Origin of the sequence: Amycolatopsis albidoflavus, assembly GCF_039525725.1 — a bacterium.
Classification (GTDB): domain Bacteria; phylum Actinomycetota; class Actinomycetes; order Mycobacteriales; family Pseudonocardiaceae; genus Amycolatopsis; species Amycolatopsis albidoflava.
This window is the reverse complement of record NZ_BAAAHV010000017.1, coordinates 88255-113640: the sequence shown is the minus strand read 5'-3', so window position 1 is coordinate 113640 and position 25386 is coordinate 88255. Positions and strand designations below refer to the sequence as shown.

Annotated in this window: 20 protein-coding genes and 1 pseudogene; 20 read left to right on the top strand and 1 reads right to left on the bottom strand. The window is 69.0% G+C overall.

What is annotated here, in order from left to right:
- Window positions 1-74: 74 nt before the first annotated feature.
- The 7 genes from ABD156_RS28065 to ABD156_RS28035 all read left to right on the top strand — a co-directional run bounded on the left by ABD156_RS28065 (window position 75) and on the right by ABD156_RS28035 (window position 5886).
- Window positions 75-1481, top strand: coding sequence for a fatty acid desaturase (locus ABD156_RS28065; protein ID WP_344280094.1), 1407 nt, complete (start codon window positions 75-77; stop codon window positions 1479-1481).
- On the top strand, window positions 1481-1672 hold the full coding sequence (locus ABD156_RS28060) for a ferredoxin (RefSeq protein WP_344280091.1): 192 nt from the start codon (window positions 1481-1483) through the stop codon (window positions 1670-1672). Before ABD156_RS28065 ends, ABD156_RS28060 begins: the two co-directional genes overlap by 1 nt.
- A 6-nt stretch (window positions 1673-1678) precedes the next feature.
- Window positions 1679-2221 carry an RNA polymerase sigma factor gene (locus tag ABD156_RS28055; protein ID WP_344280088.1) on the top strand — a complete coding sequence of 181 codons (543 nt, stop codon included), beginning with the start codon at window positions 1679-1681 and terminating at the stop codon, window positions 2219-2221.
- A gap of 7 nt (window positions 2222-2228) precedes the next feature.
- Complete coding sequence (locus ABD156_RS28050; RefSeq protein ID WP_344280085.1) at window positions 2229-2426, top strand: hypothetical protein; 198 nt, start codon at window positions 2229-2231, stop codon at window positions 2424-2426.
- Between the two features lie 115 nt (window positions 2427-2541).
- A complete protein-coding gene (locus ABD156_RS28045; protein WP_344280082.1) occupies window positions 2542-3792 on the top strand; it encodes a carboxylesterase family protein in 1251 nt (416 codons plus the stop codon).
- Window positions 3789-5015: an MFS transporter gene (locus ABD156_RS28040; protein WP_344280079.1), complete on the top strand. Its 1227-nt coding sequence runs from the start codon at window positions 3789-3791 to the stop codon at window positions 5013-5015. The genes ABD156_RS28045 and ABD156_RS28040 overlap by 4 nt, the downstream gene beginning before the upstream one ends.
- Entirely contained in the window at window positions 4990-5886 is an 897-nt protein-coding gene (locus tag ABD156_RS28035; protein WP_344280076.1) for an MBL fold metallo-hydrolase, read from the top strand. The genes ABD156_RS28040 and ABD156_RS28035 overlap by 26 nt, the downstream gene beginning before the upstream one ends.
- 56 nt (window positions 5887-5942) lie before the next feature.
- On the opposite strand, the gene ABD156_RS28030 is transcribed toward ABD156_RS28035, so the two are convergent.
- Complete coding sequence (locus ABD156_RS28030) at window positions 5943-6335, bottom strand: VOC family protein (protein ID WP_344280073.1); 393 nt, start codon at window positions 6333-6335, stop codon at window positions 5943-5945.
- 151 nt (window positions 6336-6486) lie between these two features.
- Between ABD156_RS28030 and ABD156_RS28025 the strand changes: the two genes are divergently transcribed.
- The 13 genes and pseudogenes from ABD156_RS28025 (at window position 6487) to ABD156_RS27965 (ending at window position 25226) form a co-directional block, all read left to right on the top strand.
- A complete protein-coding gene (locus tag ABD156_RS28025) occupies window positions 6487-7962 on the top strand; it encodes an amidohydrolase family protein (RefSeq protein WP_344280070.1) in 1476 nt (491 codons plus the stop codon).
- Complete coding sequence (locus tag ABD156_RS28020) at window positions 7959-9116, top strand: M20 family metallopeptidase (RefSeq protein WP_344280067.1); 1158 nt, start codon at window positions 7959-7961, stop codon at window positions 9114-9116. The genes ABD156_RS28025 and ABD156_RS28020 overlap by 4 nt, the downstream gene beginning before the upstream one ends.
- Window positions 9117-9163: 47 nt before the next feature.
- Complete coding sequence (locus ABD156_RS28015) at window positions 9164-10042, top strand: GNAT family N-acetyltransferase (RefSeq protein ID WP_344281218.1); 879 nt, start codon at window positions 9164-9166, stop codon at window positions 10040-10042.
- On the top strand, window positions 10039-11145 hold the full coding sequence (gene menC / locus ABD156_RS28010) for an o-succinylbenzoate synthase (protein ID WP_344280064.1): 1107 nt from the start codon (window positions 10039-10041) through the stop codon (window positions 11143-11145). The genes ABD156_RS28015 and menC overlap by 4 nt, the downstream gene beginning before the upstream one ends.
- Before the next feature lie 77 nt (window positions 11146-11222).
- The gene (locus ABD156_RS28005) at window positions 11223-12875 is read left to right on the top strand and encodes a PucR family transcriptional regulator (RefSeq protein WP_344280061.1); all 1653 of its coding nucleotides are present in this window, start codon (window positions 11223-11225) and stop codon (window positions 12873-12875) included.
- Window positions 12876-13047: 172 nt separating this feature from the next.
- Entirely contained in the window at window positions 13048-13935 is an 888-nt protein-coding gene (locus ABD156_RS28000; protein ID WP_344280058.1) for a serine hydrolase, read from the top strand.
- Between the two features lie 119 nt (window positions 13936-14054).
- Complete coding sequence (locus tag ABD156_RS27995; protein WP_344280055.1) at window positions 14055-15440, top strand: serine hydrolase; 1386 nt, start codon at window positions 14055-14057, stop codon at window positions 15438-15440.
- Window positions 15437-16330 (top strand): serine hydrolase, encoded by an 894-nt coding sequence (locus ABD156_RS27990; protein WP_344280052.1) that lies wholly within the window; start codon window positions 15437-15439, stop codon window positions 16328-16330. Before ABD156_RS27995 ends, ABD156_RS27990 begins: the two co-directional genes overlap by 4 nt.
- A 10-nt stretch (window positions 16331-16340) precedes the next feature.
- A complete protein-coding gene (locus ABD156_RS27985) occupies window positions 16341-17933 on the top strand; it encodes an ABC transporter substrate-binding protein (RefSeq protein ID WP_344280049.1) in 1593 nt (530 codons plus the stop codon).
- A complete protein-coding gene (locus ABD156_RS27980; protein ID WP_344280046.1) occupies window positions 17933-18913 on the top strand; it encodes an ABC transporter permease in 981 nt (326 codons plus the stop codon). The genes ABD156_RS27985 and ABD156_RS27980 overlap by 1 nt, the downstream gene beginning before the upstream one ends.
- A 1-nt stretch (window position 18914) precedes the next feature.
- A pseudogene (locus ABD156_RS27975) lies at window positions 18915-20819 on the top strand (dipeptide/oligopeptide/nickel ABC transporter permease/ATP-binding protein); the annotation flags it as partial.
- Window positions 20820-20943: 124 nt separating this feature from the next.
- The gene (locus ABD156_RS27970) at window positions 20944-21921 is read left to right on the top strand and encodes an ABC transporter ATP-binding protein (protein ID WP_344280043.1); all 978 of its coding nucleotides are present in this window, start codon (window positions 20944-20946) and stop codon (window positions 21919-21921) included.
- Window positions 21918-25226 (top strand): serine hydrolase, encoded by a 3309-nt coding sequence (locus ABD156_RS27965; protein WP_344280040.1) that lies wholly within the window; start codon window positions 21918-21920, stop codon window positions 25224-25226. Before ABD156_RS27970 ends, ABD156_RS27965 begins: the two co-directional genes overlap by 4 nt.
- The last annotated feature ends 160 nt before the right edge of the window (window positions 25227-25386 follow it).

Here is a 25386-nt window from a genome sequence, read left to right as displayed (position 1 = left end):
CGGTTTCGCGCACAGTGTCGCGCCGCCCGCGAATTCCTACCTTCAGGAAAACGACAGACCGCGTGGAGGCCACCATGAAGAAGTACCGCCTCGCCGGAGCTCACGGCGAGACCGCCTGGCACGACCGGAAGCGGCACTTGTGGCTGCTCGGGCTGGTGGTGCCGCTGCTGCCGTTCGCCGCGATCGGGTTGCACGCCGCGACCGGGTCCGACGCCGTGCTGTGGCTCGGACCGCTCGTCGTGCTCGTCCTCGTCCCGCTGATCGACCTCGTCGCCGGCTACGACCACACCAATCCGCCGGACGAGGTGATGGAGGTGCTGGAGGAGGACCGCTACTACCGCTGGATCACCTACCTGTTCCTGCCGTTGCAATACGCCGGTTTCGTGACGGGTGCGTGGATGCTCGCGCGCGGCGACCTGTCCGTCGGCGGCAAGATCGGCCTCGCGATCACGCTGGGCACGGTCGCCGGCATCGCGATCAACACCGCGCACGAACTCGGCCACAAACGGGAAAGCACGGAGCGCTGGGCGGCGAAAATCGCGCTGGCGCAGTGCTTCTACGGGCATTTCTACATCGAGCATAACCGCGGGCACCACGTCCGCGTCGCCACTCCGGAGGACCCGGCGTCGAGCCGGTTGGGCGAGAGCTTCTACCGGTTTTGGCCGCGCACGGTCTTTGGTTCGCTGCGCAGTGCCTGGGGTGTCGAGCGGAAACGCTATGCCCGCAAGCAAAGCCACCCGTTCCACCTGGGCAATGACGTGCTCAACGCCTGGTTGATGAGCGCCGTGCTGTGGGGCGGGCTGATCGCCTGGCTGGGGGTCGGGATCCTGCCGTATCTGGTGGTGCAGGCGGTGTTCGGGTTCTCGCTGCTGGAAATCGTGAATTACATGGAGCACTACGGGATGCTGCGCAAGCAGGTCACCAATGGCGCGAAGACCCGGTACGAGCGGGTCACTCCGGCGCATTCCTGGAATTCCAACAATGTCGCGACGAATGTGCTGCTGTACCACTTGCAGCGGCACAGCGATCACCACGCGAACCCGACACGCCGGTTCCAGACTTTGCGCGACTTCAAGGAAAGCCCCGTTCTGCCGACCGGCTACACCGGGATGATGGTCGTCGCGCTGGTTCCGGCGTGGTTCCGCAAGGTGATGGATCCGCGGGTCTACCGGCATTTCGACGGCGACATCCGGCAGGCGAACGTGCAGCCGGGCAAACTGCCGTCGCTGCTGAAGAAATACCCGGTCGTCGCCGCTGCCGAAGAGGAGCCCGCCGCGGACACCCGGCCGAAGCTGGCCGACGACGTGGACGCCGCCCGGTGCCCCGGCTGCGGCTACGTCTACCGCGTCGCGGAGGGCAACGAACTGGAGGGCTTCGCCGCTGGGACGGCGTGGTCGGAGATCCCGGACGACTGGACCTGCCCCGATTGCGGCGTGCGCGACAAGGTCGACTTCGTGCCCGTGGTGCGGGAGGCGGCGTGATGAAGATCGTTGCGGACCACGGCAAATGCGAGGGCCTCGGCATGTGCGAGGCGATGGCGGACCAGTTCTTCGAAGTCGGGGACGACGGCGTGGTGCAGGTCCTCGACGAGACTCCGCCCGAAGAGGACCGGCAGTTCGTCGACGCGGCGGTGCAGGCGTGCCCGGTCGCCGCGTTGCGGCTGCAGGGTTGAGGCCCGGTGGAGACGGAGCTGCTAGGGCGAGCGCGGTCTGGCGACCAGGCCGCGTTCGCCGTCATCTACCAGGAACACGCGTCGCCGATCTTCCGCTACCTGCGGATGCGGGTGCCGACGGCGACCGTCGCCGAAGACCTGACGAGCGAGGCGTTCCTGCGCGCGTGGCGGAAACTGCCGGACTTCCGCCCGGACGTCGGCTCGTTCACCGGCTGGCTGTACACGATCGCCGACAACCTCCTGCGCGACCACCGCAAATCGGCCCGCTACCGGCGTGAACTCCTCGACGGGAAAGACCACGACGGGCCGGACGTCCGGGGCGGAGCCGACCGGCTCGCACTGGCCCGGATCGAGGCCGCGGCCCTCCGGCGGTGCCTGGCCGACCTCAGCGAACCGCAGCGCGAGTGTGTGCGGTTGCGGTTTTTCGCCGGTCTTTCCGTCGCCGAGGTCGCCGAAACGATGAACAAGAACCCCAACAGTGTCCGGGCGCTGCAGCACCGCGCGGTGCGCACGCTCGCGACGCTGCTGGCCGAGACCGAGAAGGTGTGAGGCTGTTATGCACGGATTCCTGGAGATTTTCAAGATCATGGGGCCGTTGCTGGTCCTGATGCTGTGCCCGATCTGGCTTCCGCTGCTGGGGATGCTGATCGGGAAGCTCGCGGATCTCTTCTCCGGCGGCGGCAAGCGGGTCGAGCCCGCGCCGCGGGTGGTGCGCGCCGAACCGGCCGAGGCGGGGAGTCGCGTTTCGCGGTGAGATATAGCCGGGCAAGCATGTCTCGGGCGGCAAAGAGCATTGGTCAGGCATTCCGGACTTTCTTAGCCTGACTGCGGGTCGAAGGTGCCGGACACCCGCTCAAAGGAGAGCCGCGATGACCGAATGCCAGCCTGTCACTGCTCAGCCGCCGCCCGGTCCGGTCATCGGCGCGCAAAGCGACGGCGTCCTGCGTTTCCGCGGCGTGCGGTACGGCACCGCTGAGCGGTTTCAGCTGCCGCGCCCAGCCGAGCCCCGCTCCGACGCCGTGCTGCCCGGGCCGATCTGCCCGCAGCTCGGCTCGCGCCTGGAGGCCGCGATGGGGCCGCCGCGGGATGAACCGCCCCAGTCCGAGGACTGCCTCAACCTTGCCGTCGCGACGCCCGCGCTGACCGGTGCCCGCCCGGTGCTGGTGTGGCTGCACGGCGGCGGTTTCCTGAGCGGTGGAGGCACGCTTCCCTGGTACGACGGCGGACGGCTCGCCGCGGACGGCGACGTGGTTGTCGTGTCGGTCAACTACCGGCTGGGGGCCTTCGGCTACCTGGTCCACGACGGCGTCAGCGAGGGCAATCTCGGCCTGGCGGACCAGACGCTCGCGCTCGAATGGGTGCGCGACAACATCGCGGCGTTCGGCGGCGACCCGGGCAATGTCACCGTCTTCGGCCAGTCCGCGGGCGCGCTTTCGACGCTCGCCTTGCTGTCCAAGCCGGACAGCCGTCCGCTCATCCGGCGGGCGATCGTCCAGAGCTCTCCGGATCCAGCGATCATCCAGGATCGCGCGAAAGCACGGGAGATCGGCCGGTATTTCGTCGACGCGGTCGGCGGAGACCCGGTTACCGCTTCCGTCGACCAGTTGCTTGCCGCGCAACGGCAGACTCTCCGGTGGAACGCGGCGAAGGACCCGACGTCGACCCGCCCGCCGTTCGGGATCGTCGACCTCGACGTGCGACTGTCCGATCCGTTGCCGGACTTGATGATCGGATATACCGCGCAGGAGTGTGAGGCGTTCGCGATCGGAGTGCGGGACGACGAGATCCGGCAGGCGATCGCGGACCAGACCGAGCCGCTTTTCGGCCGCCCGGCGCGTGACTTGGCACGGCAGTACGGCGCGTACTCCTACGAGTTCGCCTGGGCTCCGGAACACGGCGGCTACGGCGCGATCCATTGTCTCGAACTGCCTTTCCTGCTGGGCACCCCGGAATCCTGGCGGGGGAGCCCGATGCTGGGCGACACGAGCTGGGCCGACGTCGAACGTCTCGGCGCCCAGATGCGCTTGTGGTGGACCGAATTCGCCCGGTCGGGTTCGCCGGGACCGCGAAGCGGCTTCCGGATCGGGAATTCCCCTCAGACACTGGAGAACACGCCATGAGCAAGAGCATCCATTGGCCCGTTGTCCTGCTTTGCTTCTTCGCTGTTCTCCTGGACGGTTTCGACACCGCCGCACTGTCGTTCACCATCCCGACGCTGTCGCACGAATGGGGTTCCGCTCCCGCCGCCTTCACCTTGCCGTTGGTGCTGACCAACATCGGGGTCGTCGTGGGATATCTGGCCGCGGGTTACGTCGGCGCCCGGATGAAGGCGCGGTCCGTGGTGCTCACCGGCGTCCTGATCTTCGCGGGCGCGACGGTGCTGACCGCCGCGATCCTGCACCTGAAATCCATGCCGGTCTTCGCCGCGACCCGCCTGGTGACCGGCCTCGGTCTCGGGCTCGTGCTGCCCGCCGGGGTCTCGCTCGCGACGAAACACAGTGCGGAGGGGCGTCGGGAGTTGGTCTCCGTGGCGGTGACCCTCGGCCTCGCTTCCGGGAGCAGCCTCGGCGGGTTCTTCGGCGGCAAACTGCTGCACAGCGTGGGGTCCGCCGGGGTCTTCTACGTCGCCGGGCTGGCTCCGCTGGTGCTGGCCGCGGTCATGGCGATGGTGCTGCCCGCTCGCGAGCCCGCGGTCGCGAGCACGGCGAAGCAGGAGGCCAAGGTGAGCAGGCTGTTCGGCCCGGGCTTGCGGCTGCCGACCTCGCTCATCTGGGCGTTCTCGTTCCTGATCTTCATCACCGCGTACGTCCTGATCTCCTGGGTTCCGACGCTCCTCACCGGATACGGCTTCGCCGCCGGGAAGGCCCCGCTGGGGCTCGCGTTCCTCACTCTCGGCGGGATCGCGGGCGGGCTGGTGCTCATCCCGCTGGCCGCGCGGATCGGGATCGCCCGGGCGCTGATCCTGATGCCCGCCATCGGGGCGGTGTGCATGGTCCTCGTCGCGACGGTGCCGGTCGGCGAGACTGTGCTGTTCCTGCTGCTGGCCGGGGCCGGGTTCGGGGTCACGGCCGGGCAGATCGGGCAGCTGACCCTCGCGGTCTCGATCTATCCCGCGAGCACTCGCACCACCGGCGTCGGCTGGGCCGCGGCGCTCGGGCGGATCGGGTCGATCGTCGGACCGGGCGTCGCGGGCTTGCTGCTCGCGCTGGCATTGTCGGCGCAGACGATCGTCCTGGCGACCGCCGTTCCCGTGCTGGTGGCAATCGCTTGCGCGGTCGGGTTGAGGCGGGTGCGGGCGCAGGCTGAAAGGGAGCGCGATGGCGCACTGGTTCGATCTCGGTGACGTCGCGGTCGTTCCGCTGGTCGAGGACGACCGGCTGCTGATCGAGCCCGGGGAGTTCTTCCCGGGACTCGAACCGGACCTGGCCGACTGGTACGCGCGGGAACCGTGGTTCGACCGGGCAGCGGGGAAGCTGGTCTTCGTCATCCAGTCGTTCCTCGTCTGCTCGGCGGACGAGGTGCTGGTGGTGGACGCGTGTGTCGGGGCGGGGAAGGACCGTCGGCGCGCGGAGTTCGACCAGCTGCCGGACCGGTGGATGCAGCAGTTCCTCGCGACCGGGCTGCGGCCTTCGGAGGTCGATGCGGTGGTGTTCACGCATCTGCACACCGATCACGTCGGCGCGGCCACTGTCCAGCTGGAACCGGTCTTTCCGGATGCGCCGCACTTCGTGGTCGAGGAGGAGTTCCGGTATTGGTCGAGCGAGGCTGGCGGGGAGGCCATGCGCCGGACTGGTGACTACCTCGCCGACAGCGTGCTGCCGATCGAGCAGGCCGGGCAGTTGAGTTTCGTCGCGCCGGATGCGGTGGTGGGCAAGCATGCTTCGCTGGTTCCCGCCGCTGGGCATACGCCGGGGAATGTGTGCGTCCGGGTCCGGGGCAGCGCGGGGACTGTCCTGCTGGCCGGGGACACGATGCATCACGGGGTGCAGGTCCGGCATCCGGAGCTGAGCACTCGGTACTGCGTTGATCCGGAGGAGGCGGCCCGGGTCCGGAGCCGCCTGCTGGAGGAAGAGCTGGGCTCCGTTCTCCTTCCGACTCACTTTCCGGCGCCGTCGGCGGGCCGGGTCCGGCGTGGTCAGGATGGGTACGTCTTCCAGTTCGCCGCCGACCTGCTCCGGCCAGGTCAGTTCCGCTACCGGGATTGGCTGGCGTAGCTGGCCAAAGTCCGTGAGGGGAACCCTGAGGGACTCTGAGTCCCTCAGGGTTCCCCTCACGGACCGTCGACCGTGATCGGGTCGACTCGGCGGCGGAGCAGGCAGAACACGTTTCCCTCCGGGTCGGCCAGCACGTGCCACGATTCTTCCCCGGTTTGCCCGACGTCGGCGGGCCGCGCTCCGGCGGCGAGGAGGCGTTCCAGTTCCGCGTCCTGGTTCCGGTCGGTCGGGTTCACGTCCAGGTGCAGCGGCAGTTTCGCCGGTTTCGGATCAGCGCTGCGGCTGAGGATCAAAGTCGGCTGCGGGCCGCCGAAACCGGCTGGAGGGCCGATCTCCAGGTCTTCTCCGTCCCAGCCGAGTTCGACGTAGCCGAGGACTTCGCACCAGAACTCGCCCATCCGTCGCGGGTCGGCGCAATCGAGGACGAGTTCGGTGATCCGGCAGGCCATGCGCGCGAGCTTAGGGCCGCCGGACACTCGCGCCCAGCGGATTTCGGTTTGTGCGCGCGGATAGATCTGCCGCCCCGGATTCGTCCGCGCGCACGAACGTCGTGCCCGGGAAACCTCCTAGGGTCGCCAGCAGCGAGGCGAGGAGGCAAGCATGCGGACACTGCTGCGTGGCGGTCGCGTCATCGACCCGGCTACGGGCTTCGACGGCACAGCTGACGTGCTGGTATCCGACGGCGAGGTGATCGCGGTCGGACCGGGACTGCCGAGTGCGGACGACCAGGTCGAGATCGACGTCGCCGGGTACGTCGTCGGGCCGGGGTTCATCGATCTGCACAGCCACGTGCACACGATCGCGGGACAGCGGCTGCAGGCCATGGACGGCGTCACCACGGCGCTCGACCTGGAGGCCGGGCTGATGCCGGTCGAGCGGGCCTACGCCGAGGCCGCCGCGGCGGGGCGTCCGCTGCACTACGGTTTCTCGGCCTCGTGGGGGTCCGCGCGGGCCAAGGTGCTCGCCGGCATCGAGCCGGACGCGAACATCAACACCGGGCTTTCCGTGCTCGGCAATCCGGCCTGGCAGCGGTCCTCGTCGAAGACCGAACTGGCCGCGTGGCTGTCGCTGGTGGAGGGCGAGCTGGCGGCGGGCGCGCTGGGCGTCGGCGTGCTGCTCGGGTACGCGCCGGCCAGCGATCCGGCCGAGTTCCTGGCGCTGGCGAAGCTCGCCAAGCAGGCCGAAGCGCCGACGTACACGCACGTCCGCGAGCTGGTCGAGGTCGATCCGGGCACGCCGGCCGACGGGTCCGAGGAGATCGCGATCGTCGCGGCCGAGACCGGCGCGGCGATGCACCACTGCCACGTCAACAGCACCTCCGGACGGCACATCGACCGCGTGCTCGCCGCGCTGGAATCGGGCCGTTCCGCTGGGTCGCGGGTGACGGTCGAGGCTTATCCGTACGGCGCGGGCAGCACCGCGGTCGGCGCGGCTTTCATCTCGCCGGAGCGGCTGAAGATGAAGGGCCTCAACCCGACGCGCGTGATCTTGCTGGAGACCGGCGAGCGGATCGCGGACGAGGGACGGCTGCTGCAGGTCCGCGCCGAGACGCCGGGTGCGCCGTGCATCCTGGAGTTCCTCGACGAGGACGACCCGGCGGACCGCACGCTGTTGCATCAGGCGCTTGCCTTCCCGGACTCGATCGTCGCGAGCGACGCGATGCCGGTGTACTGGCAAAACGGCGCCAACGAATCCACCGAGTGGCCGCTGCCTCCGGGCGGTGCGACGCATCCGCGTACGGCGGGGACGTTCTCGAAGTCGCTGCGGCTGATGGTGCGCGAGGCCGGTGTCTGGACCTGGTTGGAGGCGTTCCGGCGCTGTTCTTACCTCCCGGCGCGGGTGCTCGACGAGGTCGCGCCCGGTGCGCGGACCAAGGGGCGGTTGAACGTCGGCGCGGACGCGGACATTGTCGTCCTCGATCCGGCCACGATCACTGACACCGCAACGTATTTCGACGCTACCCGGCCCGCAGTCGGCGTCCGGCACCTGTTTGTCGCGGGCACTCCGGTGGTGCGCGACGGGCAACTGCTCACCGACGCGTTCCCGGGCCAGCCGCTGCGAGGTGAACCGCGATGACCGAGTTCTCTGTGGACGCTTTGCTCGCCGACATCGAAACGTTGGTGCGCTGCGAATCCCCATCGTCCGACCTGGACGCGGTTGCACACAGCGCTGACGTGCTGACTGGCGTCGGCAAGGCGTTGCTTGGTGTTGAACCGGAGCGGATTGTCCTGGACGGACGGACGCATCTGCGCTGGCGATTCGGCGACGGTCCGGCGCGCGTGCTGTTGCTCGGCCACCACGACACGGTCTGGCCGATGGGTTCGCTGGAGACGCATCCGTTTTCCGTGCAGGACGGGGTTTTGCGCGGGCCCGGCTGCTTCGACATGAAGACTGGCGTCGTGATGGTGTTGCACGTCGCGGCTTCGCTGGCAGACCGGAGTGGACTGTCCATTTTGGTCACTGGCGACGAGGAGCTGGGCTCGCCCTCGTCGCGCGGGCTGATCGAGGAAGAGGCGCGGGGCTGCGCCGCGGCGTTTGTACTGGAAGCCTCAGCGGACGGCGGCGCGATCAAGACTCGGCGCAAAGGCGTTTCCCACTACCGGATCGAGGTGACCGGACGTGCCTCGCACGCCGGGCTCGAACCGGAGAAGGGGATCAACGCCGGGATCGAGATCGCACATCAGGTGCTCGCCGTCGCCGCGCTCGCCAGTCCGGAGCGTGGGACCAGCGTCGTGCCGACAGTGCTTTCGGCTGGTACGACCGTGAATACCGTGCCCGCAGCGGCGGCGGTCGAGGTCGATGTACGCGTGTGGGACGAGGAAGAACAGCTCCGCGTCGACCGTGAAGTCCGTGCGTTGAAACCGGTCCTCGACGAAGCGCAGGTGCGGGTCACCGGCGGGATCAACCGTCCGCCGCTGGACGCCGTTTCGTCAGCCGCGTTGTACGGGCTGGCAAAGGAACTGGCCGCGGAACTGGGATTGCCGGAATTGACCGAGGCGGCCGTCGGCGGTGCTTCGGACGGCAATTACACCGCGGGCCTCGGCGTGCCGACGCTCGACGGTCTCGGCGCGGTCGGCGGCGGCGCGCACGCGGATCACGAACATGTCCTGGTCGAGGAATTGCCACGGCGAACCGCGTTGCTGGCCGCTCTGGTGGAGAACGTGCTGACGAAGGGGAGTCCGTCGATTCCGACGAATCCGGTGGACGATTCTGGTCGAGCACGACGGTGACGTCGGTGGGGAAGCCGGGAAAGGATCATCCCGTGACGAATCTTGCGATGAACACGGAAAGACCCGTCGCGGCGGAAGTGTGCGACGAGGCGGTCGCGGCCGCTGAAGCGGCGGCCGCCGCCTCGGGGGTCGAAGTCCGGGAGATCACCGAGATCGCGGAAATGACCGCGGTCGGAGTGCTGTTCGAGACGATCTGGCGGTCCGCGCCGGGAACCCGTCCGGTGACCACGGAACTGCTGCGCGCGCTGTCGTCGGCGGGGAATTACGTGGCAGGCGCGTTCGCTGACGGAGAACTGCTCGGTGCGTGCGTCGGCTTTTTCGGAAACCCCGGAAAAGGCAGTCTGCACAGTCACATCGCCGGAGTCGCGAAGGCCGGTGCCGGACGCGGAATCGGGTACGCGCTGAAATTGCATCAGCGCGGCTGGGCGCTCGGACAGGACGTCTCGACGATCAAATGGACGTTCGACCCGCTGGTGCGCCGCAACGGCTATTTCAACCTCGGCAAACTCGGCGCGCTCCCGGTGCGTTATCTGCGGGATTTCTACGGCCCGATGGCGGACGGCATCAACGGTTCGGGCGACACCGACCGGCTGATGGTGTCCTGGGACCTGGCCAGCCCGACCGTGCGGACCGCCGCGTTCGGCGAACCGATCCGCACCGACGCGAAGGCCTTGCTCGACCAAGGAGCGAAGGTGGCCCTTGAAGTCGCCGATGACGGTGGTCCGGCCGCCGGTTCCGCGGACGCCCCGGTGGTGCTCGTCGCGGTCCCTTCCGACATCGAAGGCTTGCGCACCACCGATCTCGGCAAGGCGGACGCGTGGCGGGCCGCGCTGCGCGAATCGCTCGGCGGGCTGATGGCCGCCGGGGGCCGGGTGACCGGCTTCGACCGAGCCGGCTTCTACGTGATCTCCAAGGAGGAGCAGTGAAACTCAGCGGTGTGGAACTGCGCCGGGTGCAGATGCCGCTCGTCGCCCCGTTCCGGACTTCGTTCGGCACCCAGTCGGTCCGCGAGCTCTTGCTGCTGCGCGCGGTCACGCCGGCCGGCGAGGGCTGGGGCGAATGCGTGACGATGGCCGGTCCGCTGTACTCGTCGGAGTACAACGACGGCGCGGAACACGTGCTGCAGCACTACTTGATCCCGGCGCTGCTGGCCGCGGAAGACATCACCGCGGCGAAGGTGACGCCGCTGCTGGCGAAGTTCAAGGGCCATCGGATGGCCAAGGGCGCGCTGGAGATGGCCGTGCTCGACGCTGAACTCCGCGCGCACGAACGGTCGTTCGCCGCCGAGCTGGGTTCAGTGCGCGATTCCGTGCCGTGCGGCGTTTCGGTCGGGATCATGGACACCATTCCGCAGCTGCTCGACGTCGTGGGCGGATACCTCGACGAGGGCTACGTCCGGATCAAGCTGAAGATCGAACCCGGCTGGGACGTCGAGCCGGTGCGCGCGGTCCGCGAACGCTTCGGCGACGACGTGCTGCTGCAGGTCGACGCGAACACCGCCTACACCCTCGGCGACGCGCCGCAGCTGGCCCGGCTCGACCCGTTCGGCTTGCTGCTGATCGAGCAGCCGCTGGAAGAGGAGGACGTGCTCGGCCACGCCGAACTCGCCCGCCGGATCCAGACGCCGATCTGCCTCGACGAGTCGATCGTGTCGGCGCGCGCGGCGGCGGACGCCATCAAGCTGGGCGCGGTCCAGATCGTGAACATCAAACCGGGCCGCGTCGGCGGTTACCTGGAAGCGCGGCGGGTGCACGACGTGTGCGCGGCGCACGGGATCCCGGTGTGGTGCGGCGGGATGATCGAGACCGGCCTCGGCCGGGCGGCGAACGTCGCGCTGGCCTCGCTGCCGAACTTCACCCTGCCCGGCGACACCTCGGCGTCGGACCGGTTCTACAAAACCGACATCACCGAGCCGTTCGTGCTCTCCGGCGGCCACCTCCCGGTGCCGACCGGACCGGGCCTCGGCGTGGCGCCGATTCCGGAGCTGCTGGACGAGGTGACCACGGCAAAGGTGTGGATCGGTTCGTAGCCCGCTACGAATTCCGGAGGTAGATTTGGTCGGATCGGACCAGCCGGTCCGCACGAGGCCGGATCTACCTTCGGGGGGTGCTGACACCGGTGCCGAGCAAACCGCACACGAGTCTGGGACGTGTCCTCGAAGCTCTCGGGGACGTGCTCCTCGAGCCGGTCGCCGTCGGCCGCGACACGCGGCGGCAGCTCGGCGGGGTGGTGATTCACGACCCGCACGACGACGCGGAATTCCCGGCACAGGCGGTCGTCCTCGGCGTCGGCGTGCGCGAATCCGACGAGATCGTGCAGCTCCTGCACACCGTCGCCGCACGCGGTGCGACCGCGCTGGTCGTGCGAGCGCCGGTCGCCGCCTCGACGGAACTCGTGCGGGCGGCCAATTCCTCCGGGGTCGCGCTGCTCGGCCTCGCCAGCGGCGCGTCGTGGGCGCAGCTGGCCGCCATGCTCCGCACGTTGCTCGCGGAGGGCGACGTCGGCGACGTTTCCCCGCAGACACTCGGCGGGATGCCGTCCGGCGACCTTTTCGCGCTCGCCAACGCCATCGCCGCGCTGCTTGACGCACCGGTCACCATCGAGGACCGCAACTCGCGCGTGCTCGCTTTCTCCGGCCGTCAGGACGAAGCCGACCCTTCGCGGGTCGAGACGATTCTCGGCCGCCAAGTGCCCGAGCGGTTCACTCGCGAGCTGGAGAAGGACGGCGTTTTCGAGCGGCTCTATCGCGATCAAGGCCCGGTTTACGTCTATCCGGGCGACGGCTACGACAAGAAGATCGTCATGATCCGCGCCGCCCTCGCGGTCCGGGCCGGTGACGAGGTACTCGGGTCGATTTGGGCAGCTGTCGACAAAGAGCTAAGCGAAGAACGTACCGCGGCTTTGATCGACGCTTCGAAAATCGTTGCGCTGCATATGCTTCGGCTGCGCGCGGGTGCCGACGTCGAACGCCGCTTGCGCGCGGACTTGGTCAGCACCGCGCTCGAAGGCGGCTCGGGCGCGCAGGAAGCCATCGCACGCCTCGGGTTGCTGGGGCAGCCGACGATCGTGCTCGCTATGGGACTGATCGAAGCGCCCGACGACGACCTCCGGCTGGTCGCCGAACGCCAGCGGGTCGCCGACGCGTTCGCCATGCACCTCAGCGCGGTTCAGCCTCGATCGGCGGTCGCGCTGGTCGGCGACGTCGCGTACGGCATCGTCCCGATGCCCGGGAACCACGGCGATTGCCGCGAACGCTCGGTGCGCGTCGCGTCGACCTTCCTGGAACGCACCGGCCGCCGGGTCGCCGCCGCGATCGGCATCGGCCCGCTGGCGCTGGACGGATCCGGCCTGCGCGCGTCCCGCGACGGGGCCGACCGCGCGTTGCGGGTGCTGCTCACCAACGGCGGTTCGAAGCGGGTGATCGCCGCCGAGGACGCGCACATCGAGGCGCTGATGCTGGAGCTGGCCGACCTGTCCGCGGCCCGCGGCGACGTCGCGACCGGGCCGATCGCGCGGCTGCTGGAGTACGACACCAAACATCAATCGCAGCTCGTGCACACGCTGCGGTGCTGGCTCGATTCGTTCGGGGACATCAGCGCGGCTTCAGCGGCGGCGTACGTGCATCCGAGCACGTTCCGGTACCGCTTGCGCCGGCTCGCGGAGGTCGGCGGAATCGATCTGGACGATCCGGGGGATCGGTTCGCGGCGATGGTGCAGCTGCACTTGCTGCCGCGGGTGGAAAAACCCGAAGAGTCCTGAGTCTTGCACTCCTGACGGGAAACGGGCCGCAACCTTCCTGCGATCGCACCAACCCCGGCCCCAGCCGAGCCCAAGACAATGGGGAATCGGCAGGCCGGGCCAGCGCTGTTCCCGTACCGCACCAAGAACTCCCTGCCTGCTGCCGGAGAAGTCCACAGTAGACAGGAGGGCCATGGCCACCGCATCCGAAACGATCGCCCGCCGCGCCGAGGAGGTCGGCGTCGAGGTCCGGCTGCACGCCGCCGAGGTCGACGGCACCCGCAGTCTCGGCATCGGACAGGACGTTCCGGTTGTTCCCGCGTCGGTGTTCAAGATCCCGATTGCGCTGGAACTCGCCCGCCAGGCCGCCGAAGGAAAGCTTGATCTCGGCACTCGCATCGCCGTCAAGCCAGGGCATCCGACGCCGAGCCCGTACGGCCTCGCCACCTTTCGCCACGAAGTCCTGATGTCCTGGCACGATTTGGCGATTCTGATGATCGGAATCAGTGACAACGTTGCCACTGACCTGATTCTCGCCGAGGTCGGCAAAGACGCGGTGAATAGCACGTTGCGGCGCCTCGGATTCACGCACACCGTCGTGCCGCAGGACTGCGGCGAACTGCTCGCCACCATCGGCGAGGATCTCGGAGTCTCTTACGAGGACGACGAACGCGCGCTCGCCGAACTGACCTACGAACAGGTTTCCGGGTTGCGCGCGCTGCAACCGGAAAAATCCTGTCGCACCACCGCCGCCGAAATGACCCGGTTGCTGGGACTGATCTGGCGCGACGAAGCGGCCGCCCCGGAGGCGTGCGCGGACGTCCGGCGCTGGATGGAACTGCAGGTCTGGCCGCACCGCCTGCGTTCCGGGTTCCCGGACGACGGCATCCGCACCAGCGGCAAAACCGGGACGTTGCCCGCCGTGCGCAACGAGGTCGGCGTGGTCGAATACCCGGACGGCGGCCGCTACTCCGTCGCCGTCTTCACCCGCGCCGAGGATTCCCGGTCCCGGGTGCCCGAGCGCGACGCGTTCATCGGTTTCGCCGCCGCGACGGCGGTGGAGTCCCTGCGCACGGCTTGATTCGTCGGAGCGGAGGAACTTTCCCCTCGCTCTCCTCGGTCCGGACGAACAAGTGACGTCCGCCACGGACCTAGCATTTCCGAAACGCCGGTCCACCCTCACCCGGACAGAAGGTGCACATGTCGAAAATTTCCGAAATCGAGACCTGGCTCCAGGAGAATTTCGCCGCTCTGCTGGCCAAGCATCAGGTTCCCGGAGCCGCGATCGCGGTGCTCGCCGACGGCGAGGTGATCGACCACGCGGCGGGCATCCTCAACAAGGGCACCGGCGTGGAGTCCACTGTGGACTCGGTGTTCCAGATCGGGTCGATCACCAAGGTGTGGACGACCACGCTGGCGATGCAGCTCGTCGACGAGGGCAAGCTGGACCTCGACCGGCCGGTGCGCGACTACCTGCCGGAGTTCGTGCTCGGCGACGACGAGGCCGCGGCGGTGATCACCGTCCGCCAGCTGACCTGTCACACCGCCGGCTTCGAGGGCGACATCTTCACCGACACCGGACCCGGCGACGACTGCGTGGAGAAGCTCGTCGCGACGCTGTCCGATGTGCCGCAGCTCTTCCCGCCGGGCGAGCGGTTCTCCTACAACAACGCCGGTTACTGCGTGCTCGGCCGCGTGATCGAGGTGCTGCGCGGCAAGTGCTGGGACGACTGCGTGCGCGACCACCTCTTCGCGCCGCTCGGCCTGACCCACGCGGCGTCCGGCCCGTACGACGCGATCCGCTACCGCGCCGCCATCGGCCACGTCTCCCCGAAACCGGGCGAGGATCCGGTGCCCGCGCCGATCTGGGCGCTCACCCGCTCGAACTCGCCCGCCGGTTCGACGCTCGCGATGCGCCCGCGCGACCTGCTGACGTTCGTCCGGATGCACCTCAACGAGGGCAAGGCCGACGACGGCACCCAGGTGGTGCTGCCGGAATCGCTGCTCGCGATGCGCGAACCGCAGGTGGACGTGCCCTACCTCGGCATGTCCGACCAGTGGGGGCTCGGCTGGATGCTCTTCGACTGGGACGGCGGCAAGGTGATCGGCCACGACGGCGGCACCATCGGCCAGGCGTCCTTCCTGCGCGTGGTCCCGGAGAAGGGCGTGGCGGTCGCGCTGCTGACCAACGGCGGTCAGCCGATGAACGCGTACGAGGAGATCTTCGCGAAGCTGCTGGACGAACTCGCGGACGTCACCGTTCCGGCGCGGCCCGAGCCGAATCCCGCCGCCGCTCCGGCCGACTTTTCCCGGTACGTGGGCGAGTACACGTCGATGGTCGCCGACACCGTCGTCACCGAGGAAGACGGCAAGCTCTGGATGAGCCGCGTCCCGAAGGGAATCTTCGCCGAGATCGGCGCGCCCTCGGGGAAGGAAGAACTGCTGCCGTGCCAGGGCGACACGTTCGTCGCCAAAACCGAGCAGCTTCCGGGTGTCTACATGGCACACGCGTTCGTCGGCGACGACGGCAACGGCCGCGCGCAGTTCCTCCACACTGGACGCGCGGATCGACGGGTCTCCCAGTGAGCGGGATCCGAGAACGGATCGAGGCCGTCTTCGCCGACGCTGGCGCGGAAGGATTCCTGCACGCTCGGGAGATCGGCGTCGCAGGCCCGGAAGTATCGGCGGGCGGGGACGCTCCAGTCGTCCTCGCGTCGGTGTTCAAGATCCCGGTGGCGCTCGCCTATGCCCGCGAGGTCGCCGCCGGACGCCTTGACGACACCGAACGGACCAAGGTGACCGCGCGGTACCGGATCGGTGGCATCGGCACCGCGGGTTGCGCCGACGACGTCGAGATGAGCTGGCGCGACCTCGCGCACTTCATGCTCACGATGAGCGACAACGCCGCCACCGACGTCCTTTATCACCGGCTCGGCCAGGAAACGGTGGACCGGGTGCTGGCCGATCTCGGACTGGCCCGCACCCGGCTGATCGGCTGCTGCGAGGACCTGTTCGCGTCCGTCATCGCGGATCTCGGCGGCACTCCGGATTCGGATCTCGAAGCTCTTTTCAGCGAAGCGACGCCGGAGCAGATGGACAAGCTGTCGGTCCGGGATCCGGAACGCACCACGTCGTCCACGCCGCGCGAGATCACGACGCTGCTCGACGCGATCTGGACCGACCGGGCAGGCGAACCCGAAGCGTGCGAACGGGTTCGCACGATCATGGCGCAGCAGATCTGGCCGCACCGGCTGTCGTCGGGCTTTCCCTCCGGCGTGGCGATCGCGGCGAAAACCGGGACGCTGCCCGGAATCCGCAATGAAGCAGGCGTGGTGACCCTGGGGGACGGCCGGCGGTTCGCGGTCGCGGTGTTCACTCGCGCGCATTCTCTCGAAGACCGCCTTCCCGCGGTCGACGCGTCCATCGGCGCCGCCGCCCGGCTGGCGATCGACCACCTCCAGAGCGCGACCCCGTAGGAGAAATCCCATGAAAACTGCCCGGCTCACCGCCGCGATGGCGGGCGTGGTGGCCTTGACCGTGAGCGCGTGCGGGGGATCAGCGCAATCCGGGACGGACCGGACCGCGAACCAGAAACTGGTCGACGGCAAGACTTTCACCTATGCCATCCCGACCGACCCGGGAACACTCGACCCGGCGATCACCGTGCTGTCGGTCGCCCGCAATATCGACGGGTTCCTCTACGACTCCCTGATCAACCTCGACTCCAAAGGCCAGCCGGAGGCGGCGCTCGCGGAGAAGTGGGAAGCGGATACGACCACCGCTTCGTTCACCCTGCGCAAGGGGGTCACCTGCGCCGACGGGAGCCCGCTGACCGCGAACGACGTGGCGGCGAACATCAACTTCATCGGCGATCCGGCGAACAAGTCCCCGCTGGCGGGCGTCACGGTGAAGAGCGGCACCAAAGCGGTCGCCGGCGAGGGCACGGTCAAGATCACCAGCGGCGCGCCGGACGCGTTCCTGCTCCGCAACATCGCCGGTCTGCCGATCGTCTGCGCCAAGGGAATGGCCGACCGGAAAACGCTCGCCAAGGGAGAGAACGGCACCGGCATGTTCGCCGTGTCCGAGATCGTCCCGAACGACCACTACACCCTGACCCGGCGCAAGGACTACACCTGGGGTCCTGGCCAGTTCGACCCGAAGCAGCAGGGCCTGCCGGACAAGATCGTCGTCCGGGTCGTCCCGAACATGACGACGATGTCGAACCTGCTGCTGTCCGGCGAGGTCAACGCCGGCTCGGTGATCGGGCAGGACCAGCAGCGGCTCAAGGCGCAGCGGCTGTACCACTCCGACATCGTTTCCCCGTTCGGCGAGCTGTTCTTCAACCAGGCTCCCGGCCGGTTCGGCGCCGACCAGGCGATGCGCCGCGCGCTGATCCAGGCACTTGACCTCCCCCAGGTCGCGAAGGTGCTGACCAGGGACGGCAGCGCGCCGGTCAAGGGCATGGTCACCATCGAGCCGCGGCCCTGCGACGGCGATTCGGTCACCGGGAAGATCCCCGGCTTCGACGTCGCCGCGGCCAAGGCGGCGCTCGATCAGGCGGGCTGGAAACCAGGGCCGGACGGCATTCGCGTCAAGGACGGGAAGCGGCTGTCGCTGATCGCGATCTACGGCACGCAGGCCGGACCGACGATGGCTCCCGGCGCGGAGTTGATGCAGCAGGGCTGGAAGAGCATCGGCGTCGACGTCCAGCTCAAGGGCGTCGACAGCCCCGGCCTCAGCCAGGCCCTGTTCGCCACCGGCGAGTGGGACATCTCGATGGCTCCGCTCGGCCTCACCCTGCCCAGCCAGCTGGTGCCGTTCATGTCCGGCGGGCAGCCGCCGGAGGGCACGAACTTCGCGCACATCAAGAACCCGCAGTACGACACGCTGGTCGCCAAGGCGTCCACCCAGGCCGGGCAAGCGGGCTGCGCGGACTGGATGGCCGCGGAATCGGCGCTGTTCGAGAAGCAGGACGTCGTGCAGTTCGCGAACACGGTGGTGCCGACCTACGGCAGCAACGCGAAGTTCGAGATCGTCAACGGCTACCTCAAGCCGACCACCATCCGGATGTACTCCTGATGACCGGCGCGATCGCCGTCGCGGGCCCGAAGGTCAGCCCCTGGCTGACCTTCGGCGCCCGCCGCCTCGGGCGGTTCGTGGTGTCGCTGTGGGTGCTGGTGACCATGGCGTTCCTGATGATCCAGCTGATCCCGGGCGACCCGGTGCGCTCGGCGCTCGGCCTGACCGCGCCGATCGAGCTGATCAACGCCCGGCGCGCCGCGCTCGGCCTGGACCATCCGCTGTGGCAGCAGTACCTCGACTACTTCGGCGGGCTGTTCCGCGGTGATTTCGGCACGTCGATGCTGACCGGGCAGCCGGTCGGCGACGTCATCTCCGACCGGCTCCCGGCGACGCTGCAGCTGGCGTTGCCGGCGTTCGTGGTGGTCATCGCGCTGGCGATCCCGCTCGGCCTGACCTTCGCCGTGCTGACTCGCGGCGGACGGCACCGCGGTGCTGAACTCGGGTTCACCTCGACCACTGTGCTGTTCGCCGCGATCCCGGAGTTCCTGGTCGCAGTGGCGCTGGTGGCGTTCTTCGCGGTGCAGCTCGGCTGGTTCCCGGTGGCCGGCCACGAGGGCGCGGGTTCGCTCGTGCTGCCGATCATCGCGCTGGCGCTCGGCCCGGCTTCGACGCTGTCCCGGATCGTCCGGGTGGAGACGCTTTCCGTGCTGGGCAACGATTTCGTCCGCACCGCACGGGCGAAACGGCTGCCCGCCCGGATCGTCTACCTGCGCCACGCGCTGCCGAACGCGCTGACCGCGACCCTGACGCTCGGCGGGCTGATGCTCACCAGCCTGGTCGCGGGCACCGTGCTGGTGGAGAACGTGTTCGCCTGGCCGGGCCTCGGTTCGACGATCTCGCAATCCATTCTGCAGAAGGACTATCCGCTGGTGCAGGGGATCGTACTCGTGTACGGCATCGGCGTGCTGCTGGTGAACCTCATCGTGGACCTCCTGCTGGCGGTCCTCGATCCGCGTTCGACGATCCGGGAGAACTGAGATGGCGAAACGGCGCGGACAACAGTGGCTGGCCGCCGTGCGCACCCCGCTCGGCGCGTTCTCCGCCGGTCTGCTCGTGCTGGTGGTCGCGGTGGCGGTGCTGGGCCCGATCCTGTGGCAGGACGCGGCTTCGGCGATCGACACCAACGCGATCGGCCAGGGCCCGTCGGGCGACCACCTGGTCGGCACCGACGAACTGGGCCGCGACATTTTCTATCGCGTGCTGGTGGCGACGCGGCTTTCGGTGGTCCTGGCGCTGATCGCCGCGGCGCTCGGCGTCGCGAGCGGCCTGGTGCTCGGCATGCTGCCCGCGGTACTGCCGCGTCCGCTGGGCAGACTCCTGACGGCGGCGATCAACATCGCGGTCGCGTTCCCCGGGCTGCTGCTGGTGTTGTTCTTCGCGGTGATTTTCGGTGTGGGCACCCAAGGCGCGGTGATGGCGATCGGGTTCGCGCTGGCCCCGCAGTTCGCCCGGCTGACCCAGACGTTGTCGGCTTCGGTGGCCGGACGGGACTTCGTGTCCGCCGCTCGCGTGGCCGGAGTGGGCCGGATCCGGTTGCTGTTCCGGCACATTCTGCCGAACATCGGCGAGCCGCTGGCGGTCAACGCCACCATCGGCGCCGGTGGTTCGCTGCTCGCGTTCTCCGGGCTGTCGTTCCTCGGGATCGGTGTGCAGGCCCCGGATTACGACTGGGGACGGCTGCTCAACGAAGGCCTCAACGGCATTTACGTCAACCCGGCGGCGGCGCTCGCGCCCGGTGTCGCGGTGGTCCTCGCGGGACTCGCGTTCAACCTCTTCGGCGAGACCGTCGCCGGAGTGATCGGCGTGCGGACTCGGTTGCCGCGGCTCACTCCTCGCGCGCTGCGAAAGTCCAAAATGGACACGACTGCCGCGGACGAGGCTGTGCTGGTCGTCGAAAACCTCGAAGTCGCTTTCCCCCGCCCGACCGGTTGGACGGTTCCGGTGCGCGGCGTGAGCTTCACCGTACGAGCGGGCGAGGCGATCGGCGTCGTCGGCGAATCCGGTTCCGGCAAGAGCTTGACCGGCCTCGCGGTGTCCCGGCTGATCGAAGCGCCCGGTTCGGTGACCGCGGACCGGCTGGACTTCGCCGGAACTCCCGTGCTCACCACGCCGGAACGCGAATTGCGGACGCTGCTCGGGACGTCGCTGGCGATGGTGTTCCAGGACCCGATGACGTCGTTCAACCCGACCCGACGGATCGGCCGTCAGCTCGCCGAGGTTTCCGAACAGCACCAAGGACTTTCGCGGGCGAAGGCGTTCGAGCGGGCCGTCGACCGGCTGCGCGCGGTACGCATTCCGGCGGCGGAACGGCGGGCGAAGCAGTACCCGCACGAGTTCTCCGGCGGGATGCGGCAGCGCGCGATGATCGGCATGGGCTTGATGGGCGACCCGCGGCTGATCATCGCGGACGAACCGACAACGGCGCTGGACGTGACCGTGCAACGGCAGTTGCTGCGGCTGCTGGCCCAGACCCGCGCCGAACGGGACACCGCGATCATTCTGATCAGCCACGACATCGCGGTCGTCTCCCAGACGTGCGAACGGATTCTGGTGATGTACGCCGGACGGATCGTGGAGGACCTGCCCGCCGCCGGTCCGGACATCACGCCGCGGCACCCGTACACGCGGGCGCTGCTGGCCACGACGATCGACCTGGAGACCGACCCGGACGCGCCGCTCGCGGTGATCCCCGGCCGTCCGCCGGAACCGGACCAGATGCCGACCGGCTGCGCGTTCGCGAGCCGCTGCCCGTTCGCGACCGACCAGTGTCGCGAGGAGGACCCGGAACTGACCGTGCTCGCACCGGAACACCGGGTGGCGTGCTGGCATCCGGATGCGGCACTGTCGGAAGAGGCGGGACTCGTTGTGGCGGGAGGCGCGGAATGACCGCCTCGTTTCACGCCCGCCGGCCAAAGTCCGTGAGGGGAACCCTGAGGGAATCAGAGTCCCTCAGGGTTCCCCTCACGGACCGCCGAGCGGGGCAACGGCCGGACGAGGGAGGAGCGGAATGAGCGAGTTGGTTTTCGACTCGGTCAGCGTCCGATACGGCGGACGGCGCGGGCTCACCGCGGTGGACGGCGTATCGCTGACCGTCCCGGCGGGCAAGGTCGTCGGCCTCGTCGGCGAATCGGGCTCCGGCAAATCGACGCTCGCCCGGGCGGCCGTCGGACTGTCGCCGGTGAGCGCGGGCCGGGTGCTGCTCGGCGGCGTGGACGTGCGGAAACTCCCGCGCCGACGCCCGCTGCAGATGGTGTTCCAGGATCCGTACTCCTCGCTCAACCCGCGGATGACCATCGGCGAGTCGATCGCCGAAGCCATGCCGCGCGGGACGAACCGCCGCGAGGAGGTCGCCCGGCTGCTGGAGCTGGTGAACCTCGATCCGGAACGGGCCGGGCACCTGCCAGGCCAGCTGTCCGGCGGCCAACGGCAGCGCGTCGCACTCGCCAGGGCGCTCGCGGGTCAGCCGGAAGCATTGATCGCCGACGAAATCACCTCCGCGCTCGACGTTTCGGTGCAAGGCGCGGTGCTCAACCTCGTGCGTGAAGTGCAGCGGCAACTCGATTTGTCGATGCTGTTCATCTCGCACAACCTCGCGGTGATCCGGTATCTCAGCGATTTCGTCGCAGTCATGTACCTCGGCCGGATCGTCGAAGCCGGACCGGCCGAGCAGGTGCTCACCGATCCGCAGCATCCTTACACCCGCGACCTGCTCGACGCGGCCCCGTCGGCGCACAAGCCGCTGTTCGACCTCGAACCCGGCGCGACCGCGGACGCGGAACCGGCCGATCCGCACCATCCGCCCGCCGGGTGCCGGTACCACCCGCGCTGCCCGGTCGGCCCGCTCGTGCGGAGCGACCGCGAGATCTGCCTGCGGGCCGATCCGGCCGAGGACTCCGCGCCCCGGCGGCACGCGTCGGCCTGCCACTTCAGCGAAAGCGAATCCGAGGGCCACGAGCCCGCGATTTCTCAAGGAGCCAGCGTATGACCCGCCGTCTCGGCATCGATGACCTGTACGACCTCGCCGCGCCCAGCCAGCCCGCGCTGTCGCCGGACGGCAGCCGGATCGTCTACGTGCTGCGGACCGCGGACCGGGAGGAGGACCGGAACGTCGACGCGCTCTGGACGGTCGGCACTTCTTCCGGCGAGGCCCGCCAGCTCACCCGCGGAAACGCTGACGCGGCACCGAAATGGGCCCCGGACGGCTCCCGGCTCGCGTTCCTGCGCGCCCAGGACGGTCCGCCGCAGGTCTGGGTTCTCCCGGCAGACGGCGGCGAGGCCGAGCAGCTCACCAAGCTTCCGCTCGGCGCGGGCGCGCCGGTGTGGAGCCCGGACGGCAGCAAGATCGCGTTCTCCGCGGCGATCGACCTCGCCGCGATTGTCGAGGCACCGCCGGCGAACACGCCGATCGTCGCCGAGCGGCTGGACTACAAGTCCGACGGCCCCGGTCTGCTGAAGACCCTCCGCAGCCACATCCACGTCCTCGATGTCGCCACCGGCGAAGTCCAGCAGCGCACCTTCGGCGACTGGCACGCGGGCCAGCCCGCCTGGTCGCCGGACGGCAAGCACGTCGCGTTCACCGCGTCCCTGGACGACGACGCCGACCTCACCTTCCGGTCCTCCGCCTACGTCCTCGACGTCACCGAGCGGAACGCCGAACCGCGGCTGGTCGGCACCGACCAGGGCATGGCGGGCACGGTCGGCTGGACCGCCGACGGCAAGGCGCTGCTGGTGGTCGGCCGCACCGACACCATCACTGGGAACCTCGGTCTGCTGCGCGTTCCGCTGGACGGCGGCGAGACGGTCAACCTCGCTGCCAGCCTCGACCGCAACGTGATGTCCGGCGGCCCCGGCTACCCGGGCGCGCTGCCGCAGCTGAACGAAGCAGGCGACGTCGTGCTGTTCGCGATCCGCGACCGCGGCTGCACGCATCTGTACGAAGTGGACCTTGCCGGTGGAGACCCGCGTCCGGTGCTGGTGGGCGACGGCAACGTGGTGTCCGGAGTGGACTTGGTCGGTGACCGAGCCGCGATTGTGTTGGCTACCAGCGAATCCTTCGGTGAAGTCGCCGTTCTCGACCGTGCCACGGGTTCGGTCGACGTGCGCACGAAGCACGGCGACGCAGTGTCCGAAGTGGAATTGTTCGGCCGCGAGTCGCGCGAATTCACGATCAGCGACGGCACTGTCGTCCAGGGCTGGCTCATCCGCGACACCGAACGCACCGGCCCGCAGCCGTTGCTGATCGACATCCACGGCGGCCCGCACAACTCCTGGAACGGCGCGGCGGACTCGATTCACCTGTACCACCAAACCCTTGCTTCGCGCGGCTGGGCCGTGCTGCTGATCAACCCGCGCGCCAGCGACGGCTACGGCGAAGCGTTCTTCACCGCGGCGATCGGCGCGTGGGGCAGCGCGGACGCACCGGACTTCCTCGAACCGATCGACCAGCTCGTCGCCGAAGGTCTCGCCGACCCGGACCGCCTCGCCGTCACCGGCTACAGCTACGGCGGCTACATGACCTGCTACCTCACCAGCCGCGACGACCGCTTCGCCGCTGCCGTCGCCGGTGGCGTGGTCAGCGATTTGACCAGCCTGGCCGGGACCTCCGACGGCGGCCATTACATGGCGGTCAACGAATTCTCCGGGCTTTCCTCGGGCAAGTACGAGAAGTCCTCGCCGCACGCGCAGGTCGAGCAGGTCCGCACGCCGACGCTGATCCTCCACGGCGGCGAAGACGTCCGGTGCCCGGTCGGTCAGGCGGAGCAGTGGTTCACCGCGCTGCGCGAGCGCGATGTGCCGTCCCGGCTGGTGCTGTACCCGGGCGGCGCGCATCTGTTCGTTTTGGACGGTCCGCCGTCGCACCGCGCCGACTACAACCAGCGCGTGGTCGATTGGGTCGAGCAGTACGCCGGTTCGCGGGTGCCGATCGACGCCGCGCACTGGAGCCGTCGCCTGGCGGAGCTGGCCCGCAAGCACGACGTTCCCGGTGCGTCGCTGGGCATCCTGCGCGTCGACACCGGCGAGGAGGTGTTCGCGACCCACGGCGTGCTGAACAAGGCGACCGGCGTCGAGGTCACCGAGGATTCGCTGTTCCAGATCGGCTCGATCTCCAAGGTGTGGACGTCGACCGTGGTGATGCAGCTCGTCGACGAGGGCCTGCTCGACCTCGACGCGCCGGTCCTCGACGTGCTGCCCGAACTGCGGCTGTCCGATCCCGAGGTGACCAAGAGCGTCACCATGCGGCACCTGCTGACCCACACCAGCGGCATCGACGGCGACATCTTCACCGACACCGGCCGCGGCGACGATTGCGTCGAGAAGTACGTCGACCTGCTGGAGGACGCCGCGCAAAACCACCCGCTCGGCGTGACTTTCTCCTACTGCAACTCAGGTTTCATCCTCATGGGCCGGGTGATCGAGAAGCTCACCGGGAAGACCTGGGACGCCGCGATGCGGGACAAGCTGTACACCCCGCTCGGCCTCACCCGCACCGTCACGCTGCCGGAGGAGGCGCTGCTGTTCCGCGCCGCCGTCGGCCACGTCGCGCCGGACGGCGAGGACCCGGCTCCGGCCCCGGCCTGGCAGTTGCCGCGCTCGGCCGGACCGGCCGGCCTGATCACCGCGCGCACTGCGGACGTCCTCGCCTTCGCCCGCCTGCACCTGGCCGGCGGCCTGACGGCGGACGGCACGCGGATCCTGTCGGCGGAATCGGCTGCCGCGATGGCGGAAAAGCAGGCGGACGTCCCGGACAAGCACACCCTCGGCGATTCGTGGGGCCTCGGCTGGATCCGCGACGACTGGAACGGCCGCCGCGTCATCGGCCACGACGGCAACACGATCGGCCAGTCGGCGTTCCTGCGCCTGCTGCCGGACGCGGGCCTCGCGGTCACGCTGCTGACGAACGGCGGCCACGCGCGGGATCTGTACACCGAGCTGTACCGGGAGATCTTCGCCGAACTCGCCGACGTCGCCATGCCGCGTCCGCTCGAACCCCCGGCCACGCCGGTGACCGTGGACGGGAGCCGGCACCTGGGCGTGTACGAACGGGCCGGCGCGCACGTCGAGGTGGTGGAGCGCGAGGGCGGTTTGCGCGTCGTGTACACCACCACCGGGCCGCTGGCGGAGCTGATGCCGGACAAGGTCCAGGAGTTCGACCTGGTGGCGGTCTCGGACACGCTTTTCGTGCTCCGGATGCCGGGCGGGCAGTTCTGGACGCCGGTGCTGTTCTACACGCTGCCGACCGGCGAGCAATACATGCACTTCGGCGCGCGGGCGACGCCCAAGGTGGCCTGACACTCAATACCAGGACCTCAAGGCTGTGCTGCGGACACGCTTTCGGCGTGTTTCCCCAGCTCAGCTGGTTCGATCCGGTTGAACGCAGGTCGTCGTAGGCCCCGGATCCGGGAGCGGACGCCGGGTTGTGGTCCGTGAAGGGCTCCTTGAGGGAATCAGA